The sequence below is a fragment of the Microbacterium sp. HMH0099 genome (assembly GCF_049384025.1).
Classification (GTDB): Bacteria; Actinomycetota; Actinomycetes; order Actinomycetales; family Microbacteriaceae; genus Microbacterium.
In genome coordinates, this window is sequence record NZ_JBMRJR010000003.1 from 534,683 (window position 1) to 552,104 (window position 17,422).

Annotated in this window: 15 protein-coding genes; 4 read left to right on the plus strand and 11 right to left on the minus strand. The window is 72.1% G+C overall.

Features of this window, described 5'->3' with window-relative positions:
• Positions 1 to 35: 35 nt before the first annotated feature.
• The 5 genes from ACO03V_RS09720 to ACO03V_RS09740 all read right to left on the minus strand — a co-directional run bounded on the left by ACO03V_RS09720 (position 36) and on the right by ACO03V_RS09740 (position 4,623).
• A complete protein-coding gene (locus ACO03V_RS09720; protein WP_387054386.1) occupies positions 36 to 1,829 on the minus strand; it encodes a peptidoglycan D,D-transpeptidase FtsI family protein in 1,794 nt (597 codons plus the stop codon).
• A gap of 4 nt (positions 1,830 to 1,833) precedes the next feature.
• The gene (locus tag ACO03V_RS09725) at positions 1,834 to 2,514 is read right to left on the minus strand and encodes a hypothetical protein (RefSeq protein WP_423137438.1); all 681 of its coding nucleotides are present in this window, start codon (positions 2,512 to 2,514) and stop codon (positions 1,834 to 1,836) included.
• A complete protein-coding gene (rsmH, locus tag ACO03V_RS09730; RefSeq protein ID WP_367727368.1) occupies positions 2,511 to 3,464 on the minus strand; it encodes a 16S rRNA (cytosine(1402)-N(4))-methyltransferase RsmH in 954 nt (317 codons plus the stop codon). Before rsmH ends, ACO03V_RS09725 begins: the two co-directional genes overlap by 4 nt.
• A gap of 98 nt (positions 3,465 to 3,562) precedes the next feature.
• Positions 3,563 to 3,994, minus strand: coding sequence for a division/cell wall cluster transcriptional repressor MraZ (mraZ, locus tag ACO03V_RS09735; protein ID WP_367727680.1), 432 nt, complete (start codon positions 3,992 to 3,994; stop codon positions 3,563 to 3,565).
• Positions 3,995 to 4,236: 242 nt separating this feature from the next.
• Positions 4,237 to 4,623 (minus strand): DUF3040 domain-containing protein, encoded by a 387-nt coding sequence (locus ACO03V_RS09740; protein WP_367727370.1) that lies wholly within the window; start codon positions 4,621 to 4,623, stop codon positions 4,237 to 4,239.
• A 63-nt stretch (positions 4,624 to 4,686) separates the two neighbouring features.
• On the opposite strand from ACO03V_RS09740, the gene ACO03V_RS09745 reads away from it, so the two are divergent.
• Positions 4,687 to 5,781, plus strand: a complete 1,095-nt coding sequence (locus ACO03V_RS09745; RefSeq protein WP_367727378.1) for a polyprenyl synthetase family protein — start codon at positions 4,687 to 4,689, stop codon at positions 5,779 to 5,781.
• Positions 5,782 to 5,874: 93 nt separating this feature from the next.
• Here ACO03V_RS09745 and ACO03V_RS09750 read toward each other — a convergent pair whose 3' ends face one another.
• Positions 5,875 to 6,219, minus strand: a complete 345-nt coding sequence (locus ACO03V_RS09750; protein ID WP_367727386.1) for an Rv2175c family DNA-binding protein — start codon at positions 6,217 to 6,219, stop codon at positions 5,875 to 5,877.
• Between the two features lie 192 nt (positions 6,220 to 6,411).
• Between ACO03V_RS09750 and ACO03V_RS09755 the strand changes: the two genes are divergently transcribed.
• Complete coding sequence (locus tag ACO03V_RS09755; RefSeq protein WP_423137439.1) at positions 6,412 to 7,389, plus strand: LysM peptidoglycan-binding domain-containing protein; 978 nt, start codon at positions 6,412 to 6,414, stop codon at positions 7,387 to 7,389.
• A 67-nt stretch (positions 7,390 to 7,456) separates the two neighbouring features.
• Positions 7,457 to 9,406: a Stk1 family PASTA domain-containing Ser/Thr kinase gene (gene pknB / locus ACO03V_RS09760; protein WP_423137440.1), complete on the plus strand. Its 1,950-nt coding sequence runs from the start codon at positions 7,457 to 7,459 to the stop codon at positions 9,404 to 9,406.
• A gap of 81 nt (positions 9,407 to 9,487) precedes the next feature.
• On the opposite strand, the gene ACO03V_RS09765 is transcribed toward pknB, so the two are convergent.
• From ACO03V_RS09765 to ACO03V_RS09775, 3 genes are read right to left on the minus strand one after another with little or no spacing between them, the layout of a single operon-like run.
• Positions 9,488 to 10,825: a class II 3-deoxy-7-phosphoheptulonate synthase gene (locus tag ACO03V_RS09765; RefSeq protein WP_367727402.1), complete on the minus strand. Its 1,338-nt coding sequence runs from the start codon at positions 10,823 to 10,825 to the stop codon at positions 9,488 to 9,490.
• A 9-nt stretch (positions 10,826 to 10,834) separates the two neighbouring features.
• Positions 10,835 to 11,548 (minus strand): lysophospholipid acyltransferase family protein, encoded by a 714-nt coding sequence (locus tag ACO03V_RS09770; protein ID WP_367727404.1) that lies wholly within the window; start codon positions 11,546 to 11,548, stop codon positions 10,835 to 10,837.
• Between the two features lie 2 nt (positions 11,549 to 11,550).
• Positions 11,551 to 12,486, minus strand: a complete 936-nt coding sequence (locus ACO03V_RS09775; protein WP_423137441.1) for an ROK family glucokinase — start codon at positions 12,484 to 12,486, stop codon at positions 11,551 to 11,553.
• Between the two features lie 127 nt (positions 12,487 to 12,613).
• Here ACO03V_RS09775 and ACO03V_RS09780 point away from each other — a divergent pair, with 127 nt between their 5' ends.
• Positions 12,614 to 14,470 (plus strand): AMP-dependent synthetase/ligase, encoded by a 1,857-nt coding sequence (locus ACO03V_RS09780; RefSeq protein ID WP_423137442.1) that lies wholly within the window; start codon positions 12,614 to 12,616, stop codon positions 14,468 to 14,470.
• A gap of 195 nt (positions 14,471 to 14,665) precedes the next feature.
• Here ACO03V_RS09780 and def read toward each other — a convergent pair whose 3' ends face one another.
• The gene (def, locus tag ACO03V_RS09785) at positions 14,666 to 15,157 is read right to left on the minus strand and encodes a peptide deformylase (protein WP_423137443.1); all 492 of its coding nucleotides are present in this window, start codon (positions 15,155 to 15,157) and stop codon (positions 14,666 to 14,668) included.
• The gene (locus ACO03V_RS09790; protein ID WP_423137444.1) at positions 15,154 to 17,391 is read right to left on the minus strand and encodes a MinD/ParA family protein; all 2,238 of its coding nucleotides are present in this window, start codon (positions 17,389 to 17,391) and stop codon (positions 15,154 to 15,156) included. The genes def and ACO03V_RS09790 overlap by 4 nt, the downstream gene beginning before the upstream one ends.
• Between the last annotated feature and the right edge of the window lie 31 nt (positions 17,392 to 17,422).

Sequence of the window (17,422 nt, forward strand, 5' to 3'; positions counted from 1 at the left end):
ACGCCCTTCCTGTGGGGGGACGGCATCCGGCGGGGTCAGCCGAACTTGGGGAGTTCGGGGGTGGTCGTTCCGGACGGGATCACTCGATAGTTCTTCAGGACCTGGGTGAGGGCCTTCTGGAAGGCAGGCGCGGTGGCCGCAGACGACTTTACCGTCCGGGGTTCGTCGAGGTTGACCGCGACGACGTACTGGGGGTCGTCGGCGGGCGCGAAGCCGATCATGGTCGTGTAGTACGCGCCCTGCTTGTAGGCCCCGGTCTCGGGGTCCGACTTCTCGCCCGTTCCGGTCTTGATCGCGACCCGGTAACCCGGGATCGACACCTGCGATGCGAGCGTGCCCTGGGTGGCCACGTTCTCGAGCATGAGCGAGACCTGGTCGGCGACGCCCTCGGAGAAGACGCGCTCCCCCTCGGCGTCGGGCACGTCGGTCACGGTCCCGTCCGCCGCGGTGCAGCTCTCCACCAGCGACAGCGGCATCTTCACGCCGCCGTTGGCGATGGTCTGATACGCCCCGACCAGCTGCGGCACCGTGACCGCGAGCCCCTGGCCGAACGTCGTGTTGTAGAATGTCTGGTTGTCCCAGTCGGCGACCGGACGCAGGATGCCGCCGGACTCGCCGGGGAAGCCGATCGCGGTGGGCGTGCCGATGCCGAGCTTCTTCAGGTAGTCGTAGCGCGTCTCGACGGGGATCATCTCGCCGAACTTGCTGATGCCCACGTTCGAGGAGTCGATGAGCACGCCGGTCAGCGTGTAGTTGTTCGCCGGGTGGACGAAGGCGTCGCGGACGCGCGCGCCGTTCGGCATCGTCTCGGAGGAAGAGGCCGTGACGGTCGTGCTCGCGTCGAAGGCCCCGGTCTCGAGCCCGATGGCGGCCGTGAGGGCCTTGAAGGTCGAGCCGGGTTCGTTGGGCCCGGCGAAGGCGCGGCTCTCGCGGTCGGCCGCGGGCGTGGCGGTCGGGTCGTTGGGGTCGACGGCGGGGTACTCCGCGAGCGCCCGGACCTTGCCGGTCTTGGCCTCGACGACCGTGATGGTGCCGCCGAGCGAGCCGGTGTTCTGCACCTGCTCGGCGATCAGCTGGCTGAGGTACCACTGCAGGTCGCGGTCGATCGTGAGCTTGAGCGTGCCGCCGTCGATCGCCGGCGCGGTCTCCACCTCGGTGCCGGGCAGCACGCCGCCGTAGCGCCCCCGCTGATAGGTGACCGAGCCGTCGGTGGACTGCAGGCAGGAGTCGTCGGCGGACTCGAGCCCGGCGAGCGGCTGACCGTCGCTGCCGACGAACCCGATGAGGTTGCCGGCCACGGCGCCGTCGGGGTACACCCGGGCCGGCTGGGGCGTGAAGCTGAGGAACGGCACGCCGAGGTCGGCGAGGGCCCGGTACTGCTCGGTCGAGACGTTCTTGACGATCTGCGCCCACTGCGACGACGGGTTCGCGGCGTGCGCGTCGACGACGATCTTCTCGACCTCGGCCGCGTCCTGCTTCGTGATCGCCGCGATCTCTCCGGCGATGTCGGCCCACGACCGCGTCACCTTCTGGCCGTCGTCGTCGCGGTAGCTGATCCCGTCGACGGCGAGGGACGGGTCGATCGCCACGTCGTAACGGCGGACGCTGGATGCCAGGGTGACGCCGTTCTCGTCGACGATCGAGCCGCGCGTGCCGTACACGGTGCGCTGGCTCTGCATGCCCATGGCCTTGGCGTCGTCGACGTGCTCGCCGGCGTTGACCACCTGGATGTCGACCAGGCGGATGATGAACGCCGTCAGCACGATGAGCACGACGGCGAGGGCGACCACGGTACGGCGGCGCGGGGACCGCGTGAGCATCGTCGTCATGGGCTTATCGTGTCGCCGGAGTCGGGAGACCGTCGGAGATCGACGGGGGTGTCGTGATCGTGGGGGCCGGGGTGCGCGAGGCGTCGCCGGGCCCCTCGACCGCGACCACTCCCCCGGCGGCATCCGTCGACGCGGCGGGGTCGGTGCCTGCGGCGGGGTCCGAGGTCCCGGCGGCGTCGGATCCTGCGGCGGGAGCCTCGGCGTCGGCGGCCGGGTCGGTCACGAGGGGGACGCCGGCGATCAGGGCGTTGCGCACCGAGCCGCGGCCCAGCGCGTCGATGGACGAGGCGCCCTCCGCCGGCTGTCCGGAGCCGATGACCGCGCCGTCGCTGAGGCGCAGGTAGGTGGGCGACTCGTCGATGACCATCCCGAGGGCGGACGCGTTGGCGGCGAGGTACTGCGGCGAGCTGAGCCCCGCGACCTCGTCGTAGAGGATCTGCTTCTGGTACGTGAGGTCGCGCTGCTGCTGGGTGAGCGTGGAGATCTCGAACGTGCTCTGCGTCGTGAGGATCGACAGACCCATCTGCACGAGCGCGATCAGCACCGCCCCGGTGACCGCGATCACACCGAACGCCCTTCGCGGGGCGCGCCGGCGCGCGGGCGCGGCGGGGACGGGCTGCAGGCGCCGCGGGGCGCGGACGGGGGTGGGGAACTCCGGCAGCAGGGCGGCGTTCGACGTGCTCATGCGGCCTCCTCGACCCGTTCGGCGGCGCGCAGACGCACCGGGGTGGCGCGGGGGTTGGCCGCGCGTTCTTCCTCGCTCGCGAGCTCGGCGCCGCGGACCAGGAGTCGGAACTTGGGGGCGTGCTCGGGCAGCTCCACGGGCAGACCGCGCGGGGCGGTGGACGTGGATGCCTCGGCGAACACGCGCTTGACCAGTCGATCCTCGAGCGACTGGTACGACAGCACGACGATGCGACCGCCCACGCCGAGCACGTCCAGCGCGGCGGGGATGGTGCGCTCGAGCACGGACAGCTCGGCGTTCACCTCGATGCGCAGAGCCTGGAAGACGCGCTTGGCGGGGTGGCGCTCGCGGAGGACCGCCGCCGGCGTCGCTGCTTGCAGCACGTCCACGAGCTGACCCGACCGCTCCAGCGGGGCCTGCGCCCGTGCGGCGATGATGGCGCGGGCGTAGCGCCCGGCCAGCTTCTCCTCGCCGTACCGCTCGAAGATGCGTCGCAGGTCGCCCTCGCCGTAGGTCGCGAGGACGTGGGCGGCGGTCACGCCGCTCGTCTGGTCCATGCGCATGTCCAGCGGGGCGTCCTGGGCGTAGGCGAAGCCGCGGTCGGCGACGTCGAGCTGCAGGGACGAGACGCCGAGGTCGAAGAGGATGCCGTCGACCTTGTCCACTCCCGCCGAGGCGACCGCCGCGGCGATGCCGTCGTAGACGGTGTGCACGAGGGTCACGCGATCGCCGAACCGCGCCAGCCGCTGCCCCGCGATGCGGAGGGCGTCGGTGTCGCGGTCGAGGCCGATGAGTCGCGTCGTCGGGAAGCGCTCGAGGAACGCCTCGGAATGGCCGCCCATGCCGAGGGTGCCGTCGACGAAGACGCTGCCCTCGCGCTGCAGCGCGGGGCCGAGGAGCTCGGCACAGCGCTCGAGGAGGACGGGGGTGTGGATGTCGCGGATGTCCATGATTCTCCGGATCCGGTCCCGGGCTCTGATCCCCATCCGCATCGACCTGGCGCCGGGGAAGTGCGTCAGGGCGTGCGGCTGGGAATCACAGCCGAGGATCAGAACAGTCCGGGGATCACCTCCTGCTCCATCTCGGCGTACGTCTCTTCGTTGCTCTCGGCGTAGGTGTTCCACGCCTCCGCGTCCCAGATCTCGGCGTGGGCGCCGACTCCGGTGACGACCAGCTCGCGCCCCAGGCCCGCGTAGGCCCGGAGGGCCGGCGGAACGGTGATGCGGTTCTGGCTGTCGGGCTTCTCGGCGCTGGCCCCCGAGAGGAACATGCGCAGGAAGTCGCGGGCCTGCTTGTTGCTCAGCGGGGCCTCGCGGATCCGCTCGTGGACGCGCTCGAACTCCTCCGTGCTGAACACGTAGAGGCAGCGGTCCTGCCCCCGGGTGATCACCACACCGGCGCCGAGATCGTCCCGGAACTTCGCGGGCAGGATGACCCGACCTTTGTCGTCGAGCTTGGGCGTGTGCGTGCCGAGCAGCATCCGGGACACACCCCCCTTCGTCCGGCCAGCGAAGTTTCCCCCACTTTACTCCACTGCCCTCCACTTAGCCATCGTCACTCAGCCTCTTCTGGGCGAACGCTCCCCCGTGTACTCTCTGCACCCACGCCGCGGGCCACCTCGCGAGGCGCGCGAGCCCCGGAAAGACGCGGGAGAGAGCCTCGCGGGCACAAAAAAACACCGGCTCCGAAGAGCCGGTGTTTCGAGTGGAGGGGGGTGGAGGGTCAGCGACCTTCGTTGCGACGATCCCAGCGCTCGTTCATGCGATCCATGAAGGACGAGCCGGAGGCGCGGGGGGCGCGGGACGAGGCCGCCTTCGGTGCGGACGCCGTCTGCGCGGCGCCACGCGTCGGGGTGACCGCGAAGACCACACCGCCGAGCATGACGAGGAAGCCCACGACGCCGACGGCGATCCCGAGGAAGCCCGTGTTGAAGCCGATGGACACGCCCGCGATGAGGGCGCCGAGTCCGGCGAGCACGAGGATCGAGCCGATGACGATGTTGCGATAACTGAGGGCACGCCCGGGAGCCGTGACGACATCCGCGTCGTTGCTCATGAGATGGCGCTCCATCTCGTCCAGCAGGCGCTGCTCCTGTTCGGAGAGTGGCATGCATCCCCCTCTTTTGCTCGTACCGTCGATCTTACGCGCGGCGTAGATCACTAGGCTAGGCCCGTGCCGCCCTCCTCGGAACCGATCGAGGCTGTTTCTCAGCGACTCGACAACTTCCTCTCCGACCAGCTATCGTTCGCCGCCTCTCTGGGGCCCGAGGCCGAGACGATGACACGTGCGGGCGCCGCCGCTCTGCAGGGCGGGAAGCGTCTGCGCGCACGATTCTGCATCTCCGGGTGGAGGGCTGTGGAGGAGCACCGCCGCCCGGCCCCCGCCGCCCTGATCCCCGCGCTCGTCGCCGTCGCGGCATCCCTCGAGGTCTTCCACGCCGCGGCCCTCGTCCACGACGACATCATCGACAACTCGGACACCCGCCGCGGACAGCCCGCCGCGCATCGCGCGCTCGAGGCCGCGCACCGTGCCGCCGGGTGGGCGACCGACCCCGCCGCCTTCGGGCGCTCGGGCGCGGTGCTCCTCGGCGACCTGCTCGTGGCCTGGAGCGACGACCTCCTCGAGGAGGGACTGACGGATGCCGCCGCCACCGCCGCCGCGACCCGGCGGCACTACGCCCACATGCGTCGCGACGTGACGATCGGCCAATTCCTCGACGTCGCCGAGGAGTCCGCCTACGTCGTCCACCCCGACGGCGACCACGCCGACCGCGCGCTGCGCGTGGCCTCGTACAAGTCGGCCCGCTACAGCATCCAGCAGCCCCTGCAGATCGGCGCGGCGCTGGCCGGAGCCGAGGGCGACCAGCTCGACGCGCTCGGACGCTTCGGGCACGACGTCGGCATGGCCTTCCAGCTGCGCGACGACGTGCTCGGCGTCTTCGGCGACACCGCCGTCACGGGCAAGCCCTCCGGCGACGACCTCCGCGAGGGCAAGCGCACTGTCCTCGTCGCCTACGCCCGCGAACGGCTCGACGCCGGAGCGCGGCGCACGGTCGACGAGCTCCTCGGCGACCCGGACCTGGATGCCGCCCAGATCGCGGCCCTGCAGCGGACGATCGTCGACACGGGCGCTCTCGCCCGCACGGAGGAGCTCATCGCCGAGTACGCGCGTCGCGCGGACCGCGCCCTCTCCGGCGCGCGTCTCGGCGACGCCGCGGTCAACGAGCTGCGCGAGCTCGCCCGCGCGGCGACCCAGCGCACCTCGTAACAGGCAGGCGCCGCAGCTCAGCCGGACCCGGCCGGGCATGTCCCCCTTCGTGCAGGTCCACCCCTCCGAACCCGCACAGAAGGGGACACGGCCTCAGGCGAGGGTGGCGGCGACCCGCCGGACCTCGCTCTTGCGGCCGGCGAGCAGCGCCTCGATGGGGGCGACGCCGATGGTGTCCTCGGGCGTGAGCAGCCAGTCGATCGCCTCGTCGTCGTCGAAGCCGACGTCGTGGAGCACGATCGCCGTCCCGCGCAGCGACGACAGCGGACGGCCGTCGACGATGAAGACGGAAGGCACCTGCAGCACGCCGTTGCGACGCGAGCCGATGAGGTAGTGGTCGTCCAGCAGGCGCCGGACGCGGCCGAGCGACTCCCCCAGCACCTCCACGAGGTCGGGAAGGGCCAGCCAGTCGGTCTCGTAGCGTGAAGAGTCGGTCACGCTCCCAGTCTCTCACCGACGAGGGCTCGGGATGCCGCGGTCTCGCGGCACCGGCCGGTGGCATCCCTTCCCCGCCCTTTCCACACCAGCCGAGGGCTGCTTGGTCACACGAGTCACATCAGTCACACGCGTTGACACTCGCAACAGGTCCGTGGCAACGTGTCGGCAGTCGGAAGAACGGAATCCCCCACCATGCGACGACGCCTCCCTGTATCCGCCCCCGCCGCCCCGCGCTCGCGCGCGGCGACCGTCCCCGCCGCCCTGGCCGGCTCCATCGCGCTCGCCCTGGCGGGCGAGCACGCGGCCCATGCCGTCCCGCCGGCGCCCGCCCCGGCGACCCTCCCCGGCCCGCATCCGGTGCCGACGACCCTCGCACCGCGCGTGGCCGCTCTGCCCGCTCCCGCGGTCCACGTCGTCCAGTCCGGCGACACCGTGTCGTCCATCGCGGCGCGGTACGGCCTCGACACGAACGCGGTCCTCGCGGCCAACGGCCTCGGCTGGTCGAGCATCATCCGGCCGGGCCAGGAGCTGGTGCTCTCGGCACCCGCCGCCGCCCCCGCCCCGGCGCCTGCGCCGGCCGCGGCCTACGAGGTCCGCGCGGGCGACACGCTCTCGGGGATCGCCGCCGCCCACGGCGTCGGGCTCGACGCCGTCCTCTCGGCCAACGGCCTGACCCGGGCGTCGATCATCTACCCCGGCGAGACGCTGCAGATCCCGAGCGGCATGGTCGCCGTGGCATCCGTCGCCCCCGTCCTCGCGCCGGGACTCGACGCCGAGCAGAGCGCCAACGCGCGGACGATCATCCGCATCGGCCGCGAGCTCGGCGTGCCCGAGCGCGGCATCGCCATCGCCCTCGGCACCGCGATGCAGGAGTCCTGGCTGCGCAACCTCGACTGGGGCGACCGCGACTCCGTCGGCCTGTTCCAGCAGCGGCCGAGCACCGGATGGGGCGCACCGGATCAGCTGATGGACCCCGACTACGCGACGCGGGCGTTCTTCCTCGGCGTCGCGGACGCCGGCGGGACCGTCACTCTCGGCCTCGTCGACATCCCGGGCTGGGAGGTCCTGCCGTACGCCGACGCCGCGCAGGCGGTGCAGATCTCCGCCTATCCTGACCGCTACGGGCAGTGGGAGCAGCCCGCGACGGTCTGGCTGGCCGCGCTCGGCTGAGCATGCATGCGGCTTTGGGGGTGAGCCGCTCCCCGAGCTCACAGGAGGCGCTCCGTAGACTCTCCCCGTGAGCACGAGTCAGCAGGCCGACCCGCTGATCGGCCGTCTCGTCGACGGCCGGTACCGGGTCCGTGCGCGCATCGCGCGCGGCGGCATGGCGACCGTGTACGTCGCGACCGATCTGCGCCTCGAGCGCCGCGTGGCCCTCAAGGTCATGCACGGCCACCTGAGCGACGACACCGTGTTCCAGAGCCGGTTCATCCAGGAGGCGCGCTCGGCGGCCCGTCTGGCGGATCCGCACGTCGTGAACGTCTTCGACCAGGGCCAGGACGGCGAGATGGCCTACCTGGTCATGGAGTACCTCCCCGGCATCACCCTCCGCGAGCTGCTGCGCGAGCAGCGCCGGCTCACGGTCGATCAGACCCTGACGATCATGGATGCCATCCTGTCCGGGCTGGCCGCCGCGCACCGCGCGGGCATCGTCCACCGCGACGTCAAGCCGGAGAACGTGCTGCTCGCCGAGGACGGCCGCATCAAGATCGGCGACTTCGGCCTGGCGCGGGCCACGACCGCGAACACCGCCAGCGGCGCGCAGCTGATGGGCACGATCGCCTACCTCGCGCCCGAGCTCGTCACGCGCGGCACCGCCGACGCCCGCAGCGACATCTACTCGCTCGGCATCATGCTCTACGAGATGCTCACCGGCGAGCAGCCCTACAAGGGCGAGCAGCCGATGCAGATCGCCTATCAGCACGCCACCGACTCCGTGCCGCGCCCGAGCGCGAAGGTCTCCACCGTCCCCGAGCAGCTCGACGAGCTCGTGCTGTGGTCGACGGAGCGCTCCCCCGACGACCGGCCCGTCGACGCCGGAACCATGCTCTCCCGCCTGCGCGAGGTCGAGAAGGAGCTGGGGCTGGCGCCGCAGGTCGCCCGCGCGGTGTCGGTCGGCATCGCCACGCCCGCGACGGCGGCCGAGTCGCGCGAACTCACCAAGGTCCTCCCGCAGACCGCATCGCTCCCCCAGGCCTCCGTCGACGACCACGACAACGCCACGCACCTCCGGGCCCGCACACGGCGCCGCACCGCCCGCGGCGCCTGGATCGTCGCCCTCGTGCTGCTGCTCGCCGGGTCCGCGGCGGGCGTCGGCTGGTGGTTCGGCTCGGGCCCCGGCTCGCTCGTGGCCGTCCCCGACGTGGCGCAGCGCAGCTTCGACGACGCCGCCACCGCCCTCGCCCTGGAGCAGCTGCAGGCGCAGCCGCAGGAGGTGAACGACTTCGACGTCCCGGCCGGCACCACGGTCGGCAGCGACCCGGCCGCCGGGCAGCGGGTCGACAAGGACAGCGTCGTGACGGTCTTCGTGTCGGTCGGCCCCGCCACCCACCAGATCCCCGGCCTCGCCGGGGTGCAGGCGGACGAGGTCCGCGGCATCCTGGAGTCCGCCGTCGTCACCGTCGGTGACGAGGCGACGGAATTCACTGACGCCGACGAGGGCGCGGTGCTCGGGGTCACGATCACCCCGCGCTCCGGCGCCGAGCCCTTCGCCTGCACCGACGGCTGCACCGTCTACGAGGGCGACACCGCCTCCATGGTCGTCTCGCTCGGCCCGATCCCCGACATCGTGGGACTGACCGCCGGCCAGGCGGAGCGAGCCCTCGACGACGTCGAGCTGCAGTCGACCCGGGTCGAGGAGTACAGCAACAGCGTCGACTCCGGCGACGTCATCTCGTACGACGCCCGCTCCGGCGGCGGCAACTGGCGGCCCGGCGACACGGTCACCCTGCGGGTGTCCATCGGCCCGCGTCCCGTGCAGATCCCCGAGAACGTCATCGGCAAGTCCATCCGCGACGCGGTGGCGCAGCTGCAGGGCCTCGGCTTCGAGGTCAACGCCGGCATCGAGGACGGGACGCTCCCCCTCGGCTTCCGCTATTGGGACATCTACAAGGTGCGCGCCACCAACCCCGCGGCGGGCTCGACCGCCCCGCAGGGTGCGACGATCACCCTCACCCCCACGCTCTGACCCCGGCGCGCGCCCTCGCCGGACGCGCCGGTGACGACGAAGGCCCCGACCGGACGGTCGGGGCCTCCTCTGTCGTGGGTCTCAGCGCTTCTCGAGCTCCTCGGCCACGAGGAACGCCAGCTCGAGGCTCTGACGGTGGTTCAGGCGCGGGTCGCACAGGCTCTCGTAACGCGTCGCGAGGGTGGCCTCGTCGATCTGCTCCGACCCGCCCAGGCACTCGGTGACGTCGTCGCCGGTGAGCTCGACGTGGATGCCGCCCGGGTGCGTCCCGACGGCGCGGTGCGCCTCGAAGAAGCCGCGGACCTCGTCCACCACGTCGTCGAACCGGCGCGTCTTGTAGCCGGTCGGCGTCGTGATGCCGTTTCCGTGCATCGGGTCGGTGACCCACAGGGGCGTCGCACCGGAGTCGCGGACGGCCTCGAGCAGCGGCGGCAGCGCGTCGCGGATCTTGCCCGCGCCCATGCGCGTGATGAACGTCAGGCGACCGGGCTCGCGCTCCGGGTCGAGTTTGTCGATCAGGGCGAGCGCGGTGTCGGTCGTCGTGGTCGGACCCAGCTTGACGCCGATCGGGTTGCGGATCTTGGAGAAGTAGTCGACGTGGGCGCCGTCGAGCTCACGCGTGCGCTCCCCGATCCACTGGAAGTGCGACGAGGTGTTGTACGGCAGGCCGGTACGCGAGTCGATGCGCGTCATGGGCCGCTCGTAGTCCATGAGCAGGCCCTCGTGGCCGGTGTAGAACTCGACGCGGGTGAGCTCGTCGAAGTCGGCGCCGGCCGCCTCCATGAACTTGATCGCGCGGTCGATCTCGGTGGCGAGACGCTCGTAGGCCTGGTTGGCGGGCGTGCTGGCGAAGCCCTTGTTCCAGCTGTGGACCTCGCGGAGGTCGGCGAAGCCGCCCTGGGTGAACGCGCGGATGAGGTTCAGCGTCGACGCGGCCGTGTGGTAGCCCTTGAGCAGACGCGCCGGGTCCGCCTTGCGCGACTCCTCGGTGAAGTCGTAGCCGTTGACGATGTCGCCGCGGTAGGCCGGAAGCGTCACATCGCCGCGCGTCTCGGTGTCGCTGGAGCGCGGCTTGGCGAACTGGCCCGCCATGCGGCCCATCTTGACCACCGGCATGGACGCCCCGTAGGTGAGCACGACGGCCATCTGCAGGACGGTCTTGATGCGGTTGCGGATCTGCTCGGCCGTGGCTCCCGCGAACGTCTCGGCGCAGTCGCCGCCCTGCAGCAGGAACGCCTGGCCGGCGGCCGCGCGGGCGAGACGGTCGCGGAGGATGTCGACCTCGCCGGCGAAGACGAGCGGGGGCAGGGTCGCCAACTCCGCGGACGCCGCAGCGACAGCGGACTCGTCATACCACTTCGGCTGCTGCTTGATGGGCAGGGTTCGCCAGTGGTCGAGTTCGTGGAGCTGCTGATTCACCCCGCAAGTCTAGTGGCGCGCCGCGGGCGCCTTCGCCGCCTGCGCCGTCGCGAGACGGTCCTTCACGGTCGAGGCGTAGACGTCCTCGTACCGCTGCTCGCCGAGGCGCTGCAGGGCGACCATGATCTCGTCCGTGACCGACCGGAGGATGTAGCGGTCGCTCTCCATCCCCTCGAAGCGGGAGAAGTCCAGCGGCTCCCCGATGACGATGCCGACGCGGCCCACCCGTGGCAGGCGGTGGCCGATGGGCATGACGGCGCCGGTGTCGACCATCACCACGGGGACGACCGGCACGCGCGCCTCCAGCGCCATGCGGGCGATGCCCGTGCGCCCGCGGTACAGCGTGCCGTCGGGGCTGCGCGTGCCCTCGGGGTAGATCCCGAGCAGCTCCCCGCGTCCCAGCACGCCGAGGCCGGTGTTGAGGGATGCCTCCGACGCCTTGCCGCCGGACCGGTCGATCGGCAGCTGGCCGGTCGCGGTGAAGAAGACCCGCGTGGCCCAGCCCTTGAGGCCGCGGCCCGTGAAGTAGTCGCTCTTGGCGAGGAACGCCATCCGCCGGTCGATCATCAGGGGCAGGAAGATCGAGTCCGAGAACGACAGGTGGTTGCTGGCGAGGATCGCCGCGCCCTCCCGGGGGATGTTCCGCCGGCCCACGACCCACGGGCGGAAGACGGCCTTGATGACCGGGCCGATCACCACGTACTTCATGAGCCAGTAGAACATCGTCAGCGGTCCTTCCCGGCGAGGTCGGCGACCCCGATGAGGCCGGCGTCGTTGCCCAGACGCGCGATCGTGAACTGCGCGACGGGACGCTCACCGTACCCCGGGAGCGACGTCTCGTAGGCCAGCTGCACCGGCGCGAGCAGGTCGGCCCCGAGCTGGGCGACGCCGCCGCCGATGACGAAGAGCTCGGGGTCGAGCACGGCCTGGAAGCCGCCGCACGCCTCGCCCAGCGCCGTCGCCACGCGACGGAGCGCCTCGATCGCGCCGGCGTCCCCCGCCAGCACGAGACGCGACACCGCGGGTCCGGGGATCGCTCCGCGCTCCTCGCGGACCGCCGCGAGGGCAGCGCCGATGCCGCCGCCGTCGGCGATGGCGTTGGCCTCGCGCTGCAGGGCGCGTCCCGACGCGTACTGCTCGAGGCATCCGTTCTGGCCGCACCCGCAGGGAAGCCCGCCGCGGACGAATCGCATGTGGCCGAGCTCGCCGCCGATGCCGTGACCGCCGCGGAACAGCTCGCCCCCGGTGATGATGGCCCCGCCGACGCCCGTCCCCATCGTCAGCATGACCATGTCGTGCACGCCCTGGCCCGCGCCGAAGCGGTACTCGCCCCAGCCGGCGGCGTTCGCGTCGTTCTCGATCGTGACCGGGGCCCCGAGACGGTCCTCCAGGCGGGCGCGCAGCGGCTCGTCGTGCCAGTCGATGTTGGGGGCGTGGATGACGGTGCTGCGGTCGAGGCTGATGAACCCCGCGGCAGCGACGCCGATCGCGTGGATCTCGTGCGTCCGGCGCAGATGCTCGGCCATGTCGACGACGGCATCGACGAGGGCGGCGGGGTCGATGGGGGTGTCCACCCGCAGCTTCTCGACGATGGTGCCGTCCTCCTCGACGACGCCTCCGGCGATCTTCGTGCCACCGATGTCGATCCCGACGTTGCGCACAGCGCTCCCCTCCGGCCCGCCCCGTAGCACGGCCCGAAGCAGTCTAGTCATCCGGCGCAGCCCGCCGTGGACCCCGGGTGACGGCGGGGACGCCGCATCCATGCGGATAGACTCGTCGGACCGATCGATGATCTTTTCCGGTACCGAAGGAGTTGCCGTGATCCACTTCGACCTTGCCCCCGTCGTCCCCGCCGACCCGAGCGCGAACGTGTCCGACCTGCTCGCCGAGCGGGTCGCTGCGACCCCCGACCGCGCGCTGTTCGCCGTCCCCGACGCGGGCGGCTGGCGTGACGTCTCCGCCGCCGCGTTCGAGAGTCAGGTCATCGCGCTGGCCAAGGGCTTCGTCGCCGCGGGCGTCGCCCCCGGCGACAAGGTGGCCTTCATCGCCCGCACGACGTACGACTGGACCCTCGTCGACTTCGCGCTGTTCTACGCCGGCGCCGTCATGGTCCCGGTGTACGAGACCAGCTCGCCGTCGCAAATCTCCTGGATCCTGTCCGACTCGGGTGCCGTCGCCGCGATCGTGGAGACGGCCGAGCACGAGTCGCGGCTCGGCGAGGTGCGCGGGGACCTCCCGCTCATCCGCGAGGTGTGGACCATGCACGGCGGCGGGCTCGACGCCCTCGTCGCGCAGGGCGCCGGCGTCGACGACGCCGAGGTCCAGCGCCGCCGCGCGCTCGCCAACGGCTCGGACATCGCGACGCTCATCTACACCTCGGGCTCCACCGGACGGCCGAAGGGCTGCGTCCTCACCCACAGCAACTTCGTCGAGCTCGCACGCAACTCCGCCAAGGCGCTCCACGAGGTCGTGGAGACGCCGGACGCGTCGACCCTCCTCTTCATCACGACCGCCCACGTCTTCGCGCGGTTCATCTCGCTGCTGAACGTGCACGCGGGAGTCAAGACCGGTCATCAGCCCGACACCAAGCAGCTGCTGCCTGCGCTCGGCACGTTCCGGCCGTCGTTCCTCCTCGCCGTGCCGCGCGTGTTCGAGAAGGTCTACAACTCCGCGGAGCAGAAGGCCGAGGCCGGCGGGAAGGGCAAGATCTTCCGCGCCGCCGCCGCCGTGGCGGTCGAGCACTCCCAGCGCGAGCAGGACGGCCGCAGCATCCCCCTCGGGCTCAAGCTCAAGTTCACGCTCTTCGACAAGCTCGTCTACTCGAAGCTCCGTGACGCCATGGGCGGGCGCGTGGTCTACGCCGTCTCCGGATCCGCTCCTCTCGGCCCGCGTCTCGGCCACTTCTTCCGCAGTCTCGGCGTCGTCATCCTCGAGGGGTACGGCCTGACCGAGACGACGGCACCGGCGACGGTCAACCTCGCTTCGAAGTCCAAAATCGGCACCGTCGGTCCCGTGCTCCCCGGCGTCGGGGTCCGCGTCGCGGACGACGGCGAGATCCAGGTGCGCGGCATCAACGTCTTCTCTGAGTACTGGCGCAACCCCGAGGCGACCGCCGAGGCGTTCGACGGCGACTGGTTCAAGACGGGGGACATCGGCGCCTTCGACGCGGACGGCTTCCTCACCATCACGGGCCGCAAGAAGGAGATCATCGTCACCGCCGGCGGCAAGAACGTCGCCCCCGCGGCGCTCGAGGACCCCATCCGCGCCAACCCGATCGTGGGCCAGGTCGTCGTGGTGGGCGACCAGAAGCCGTTCATCTCCGCGCTCGTCACCCTCGACTCCGAGATGCTGCCGACGTGGCTGGCGAACAACGGCCTGCCCGCCGACATGTCGCTGAAGGATGCGGCCGCGAACGAGAAGGTGCGCGCCGAAGTGCAGAGCGCCATCGACCGCGCCAACACGGCCGTCTCGCGCGCCGAGTCCATCCGCAAGTTCGAGATCCTCGCGACGGAGTGGACGGAGGCCAGCGGTCACCTCACCCCGAAGATGAGCATCAAGCGCAACGTCATCGTGTCCGACTTCGCCGAGACGATCGAGGACATCTACGCCGTGCCGATCAACACGACGAACGTCTCGCTCCCCTGAGCACGCACGCGCGGCCCGGCTCCTCGAGCCGGGCCGCGTCGTCTCCCGCGTCACCGCGACAGGAAGAGTCACCGGCGCAGGCCGATCCGGCACGATACCGCCTGTTCCGGACGCATCGCCTGCGTCGGCACCACGACACTCCGGCGGAGGGATGCCACCGGCACCGGCCGCGCCCCGGAGCGGAAGCGGCGCGGGTCAGAACCAGTCGCTCTCGCGGATCTGCTTCATCGCCTCGCGGCGGGTCTCCGCGGGGAGCCGCGACAGGTAAAGCATCCCGTCGAGATGGTCGGTCTCGTGCTGCAGCGCCTGCGCGAGCAGGCCGTCCCCCTCGAGCACGACCTCGTTGCCGTTGAGGTCGGTGCCGACGACCTTGGCCCAGGGGTACCGCAGCGCCTCGTGCCACAGGCCCGGGACCGAGAGGCATCCCTCCCCCACCGGCTCGGGCTCGCCGCGGGTCTCGACGAGCTCCGGGTTGAGCACGTAGCCGATGTCGCCGTCGATGTTGTAGCTGAACGCCCGCAGGCCCACGCCGATCTGCGGGGCCGCGACGCCCGCGCGTCCGGGCGGCTCGACGGTGTCGAGGAGGTCCTGCACGAGGGCGCGGACGCCGTCGTCGATCGTCTCGATGCGTGCACTGGGCGCCCGCAGGACGGGGTCGCCGAAGAAGCGGATCTGCCGGACGGTCATGCTGCGGCCGCCGGGGAGCGCAGGCCCTCGACCACGGCCGCCGCGAGCTCGCGGGCGGCCTCACGGGTGCCGGGCTGAAGGTCGCGGAACGAGATCGCGCTGCCGGTGGCGATGAGCGGGTCGTACGGCATCCGGATGACCGCGCGCACGCGCGTGCGGAAGTGCGTCTCGAGCTCGCTCTCGCGGACCAGCGGGGTGCCGGGTCGCGCATTGTTCAGCACGACGACCGCGTCGCGCACGCGGTCCGCGTACCCGTTGGTCTCGAGCCAGGTGAGCGTCTCGGATGCCAGGCGCGCCTCGTCCACCGAAAGACCGGCGACGATGACGAGACTGTCGGACTGCTCGAGCGTCGCCCCCATCACCGAGTGGACGATGCCCGTGCCGGTGTCGGTGAGGACGATCGAGTAGTAGTGGGCGGCCACGGTGGCCACGTCGCGGTAGTCGTCGTCGCTGAAGGCCTCGCTGACCCGAGGGTCGGCGTCGGAGGCGAGCACGTCCAGGCGGGTCGCGTCGCGGGCGACGATCGAGGAGACGTCCGCGTAGCCGGTGACCTCGTCGCGGGCGCGGACCAGGTCGCGCACCGTGCGGCCGTTCGGCCGGCCGACGCGATCGGCGAGGGTCCCGCGGTCGGGGTTGGCGTCGACCGCGATGATGCGGTCGTCGCGGGCGTCGGCGAGGGCCATCCCGAGGAGGGCCGTGACGGTGGTCTTGCCGACCCCGCCCTTGCGGGAGAGCACCGGGACGAACCGCGCGCCGCCGGGCAGCGGCGACGAGATGCGGCGATCCAGCTCCTTGCGCGCGCGGGCACGGCGGCCGTCGCCGAGGTTGATCCGGTGGCGCGACAGCGAGTAGACGAGCTGCTGCCACAGGCCCTCGGGCTCCGGGCGGGCGATCTGCCGCGGGTCGAGCAGGCGGTCGGCGGTGAGCAGATCGGGGCTCTCGCGGGTGTCGTCGAGCTCGCCGAGGCGCTTGGACGACAGCGTCACCTCGGGCGCCGACGTGCGGACGCGCTCCATCGCATGGGCGCGATCCACCCGGGCGGCCTCGTCCGCCTGGTGCACCTCGCGACGCGTCAGCGGGACGGTGCCGATGACGCCGGTGGCGGCCCGGCGCGTGGCGGGGGCGGGAGGGGATGCCGCGGCGGCGGCGTTCTGCGCCTCCGGCTGCGGGGCGCGCTCGGTGGCGGCGGCCACGGGCTGCGCGGTCGGCGCCGCCGCGGACGCGTCGGACTCGACAGCCGGAGCGACCGCGGGCTCCGCGGCGGGCGCGGCGGCGAAGGGCACGGATGCCGGCGCGGCGGCGGAGGGCTCGGATGCCGGCGCGGCGGCGGCGGCCTCGGACGCCGGCTCGGTGGCGGCGGCCTCGGATGCCGGCTCGGCGGCGGGCGCGGGAGCAGACTCCCCCGCCTCGTCGGACGGCGCGTCGGCGACCGCGGCCGTGACGCCGCCCTCGTCGGGGGCGACCCACGGAGCGCGGGTCAGCGGCTCCGCGGGCTCGTCGTCGTGCTGTTCGGGGGCGGCGACGGGCTGGGCGTCCTGCTGCGCGGGCGCGGCGGAGGGCGCGCCGACGGGAGTCCCGTCGATGTCGTCCGCCGGTGCGACGTCGTCGCCGCTCCCCGTGACGGACTCGTACGCGTCGACGGAGTCGACGACGTCCGCGTCGTCCGGCGCTTCCGTGAAGGCGTCCGCCTCGGCCGCGGCGAGGGCGGCGTCCGCATCGGCCACGACGTCATCCTGCCCGGCGTCCGCGGAGGCGGACGGGTCGGGGTCCTCCCCCGCGGCCGCGTCGGCATCCGGCGTGGGAGACGCGTCGTCGCCGCCCTCGTCGAGGTGGTCCTCGGACACGAGCTCCGCATCGACGACCTCGTCCTCGCCGTCACGGCCGTCGTGGTGCGCGGCGTCGTGACCGTCGTCGAGGGTGCGCGGCTCGAGGATGATGTCGCCGGTCGGGACCTCGTCGATGTGCGCCTCGACCACCGGGGCCGACGCGGCCTCGTCCTCGCCGTGCGGCAGCGCGGGGGCGGCATCCGGGATCACGATGTCGTCGACGGGGAGCTCGTCCTCGACGACGTCGTCGTCACGGTCGTCGTCGACCGTGGACGGGAGGCTGACGTTCACCTGGGCGATGTGCCCGCCGAGGATCGAGATGCTGGCCGTGTCGAGGGTTCCGCTGTCGTCGAGGACGCCGTGTTCGGCGTTCTCCTCGGGGGTCTCGTCGAGGCGGTCGGGCGTCACTGCGGTCTCCAAACGGGAAGAGGGCGCGAGA

Coding starts and splice junctions, on each gene's coding strand:
- rsmH (WP_367727368.1), bottom strand. CDS start 3,464: ATGGACATCCGCGACATCCACACCCCCGTCCTCCTCGAGCGCTGTGCC.
- ACO03V_RS09770 (WP_367727404.1), bottom strand. CDS start 11,548: ATGTTCTACTGGCTCATGAAGTACGTGGTGATCGGCCCGGTCATCAAG.
- ACO03V_RS09725 (WP_423137438.1), bottom strand. CDS start 2,514: ATGAGCACGTCGAACGCCGCCCTGCTGCCGGAGTTCCCCACCCCCGTC.
- ACO03V_RS09740 (WP_367727370.1), bottom strand. CDS start 4,623: ATGCCACTCTCCGAACAGGAGCAGCGCCTGCTGGACGAGATGGAGCGC.
- def (WP_423137443.1), bottom strand. CDS start 15,157: ATGACCGTCCGGCAGATCCGCTTCTTCGGCGACCCCGTCCTGCGGGCG.
- ACO03V_RS09755 (WP_423137439.1), top strand. CDS start 6,412: ATGCGACGACGCCTCCCTGTATCCGCCCCCGCCGCCCCGCGCTCGCGC.
- ACO03V_RS09720 (WP_387054386.1), bottom strand. CDS start 1,829: ATGACGACGATGCTCACGCGGTCCCCGCGCCGCCGTACCGTGGTCGCC.
- mraZ (WP_367727680.1), bottom strand. CDS start 3,994: ATGCTGCTCGGCACGCACACGCCCAAGCTCGACGACAAAGGTCGGGTC.
- ACO03V_RS09780 (WP_423137442.1), top strand. CDS start 12,614: ATGATCTTTTCCGGTACCGAAGGAGTTGCCGTGATCCACTTCGACCTT.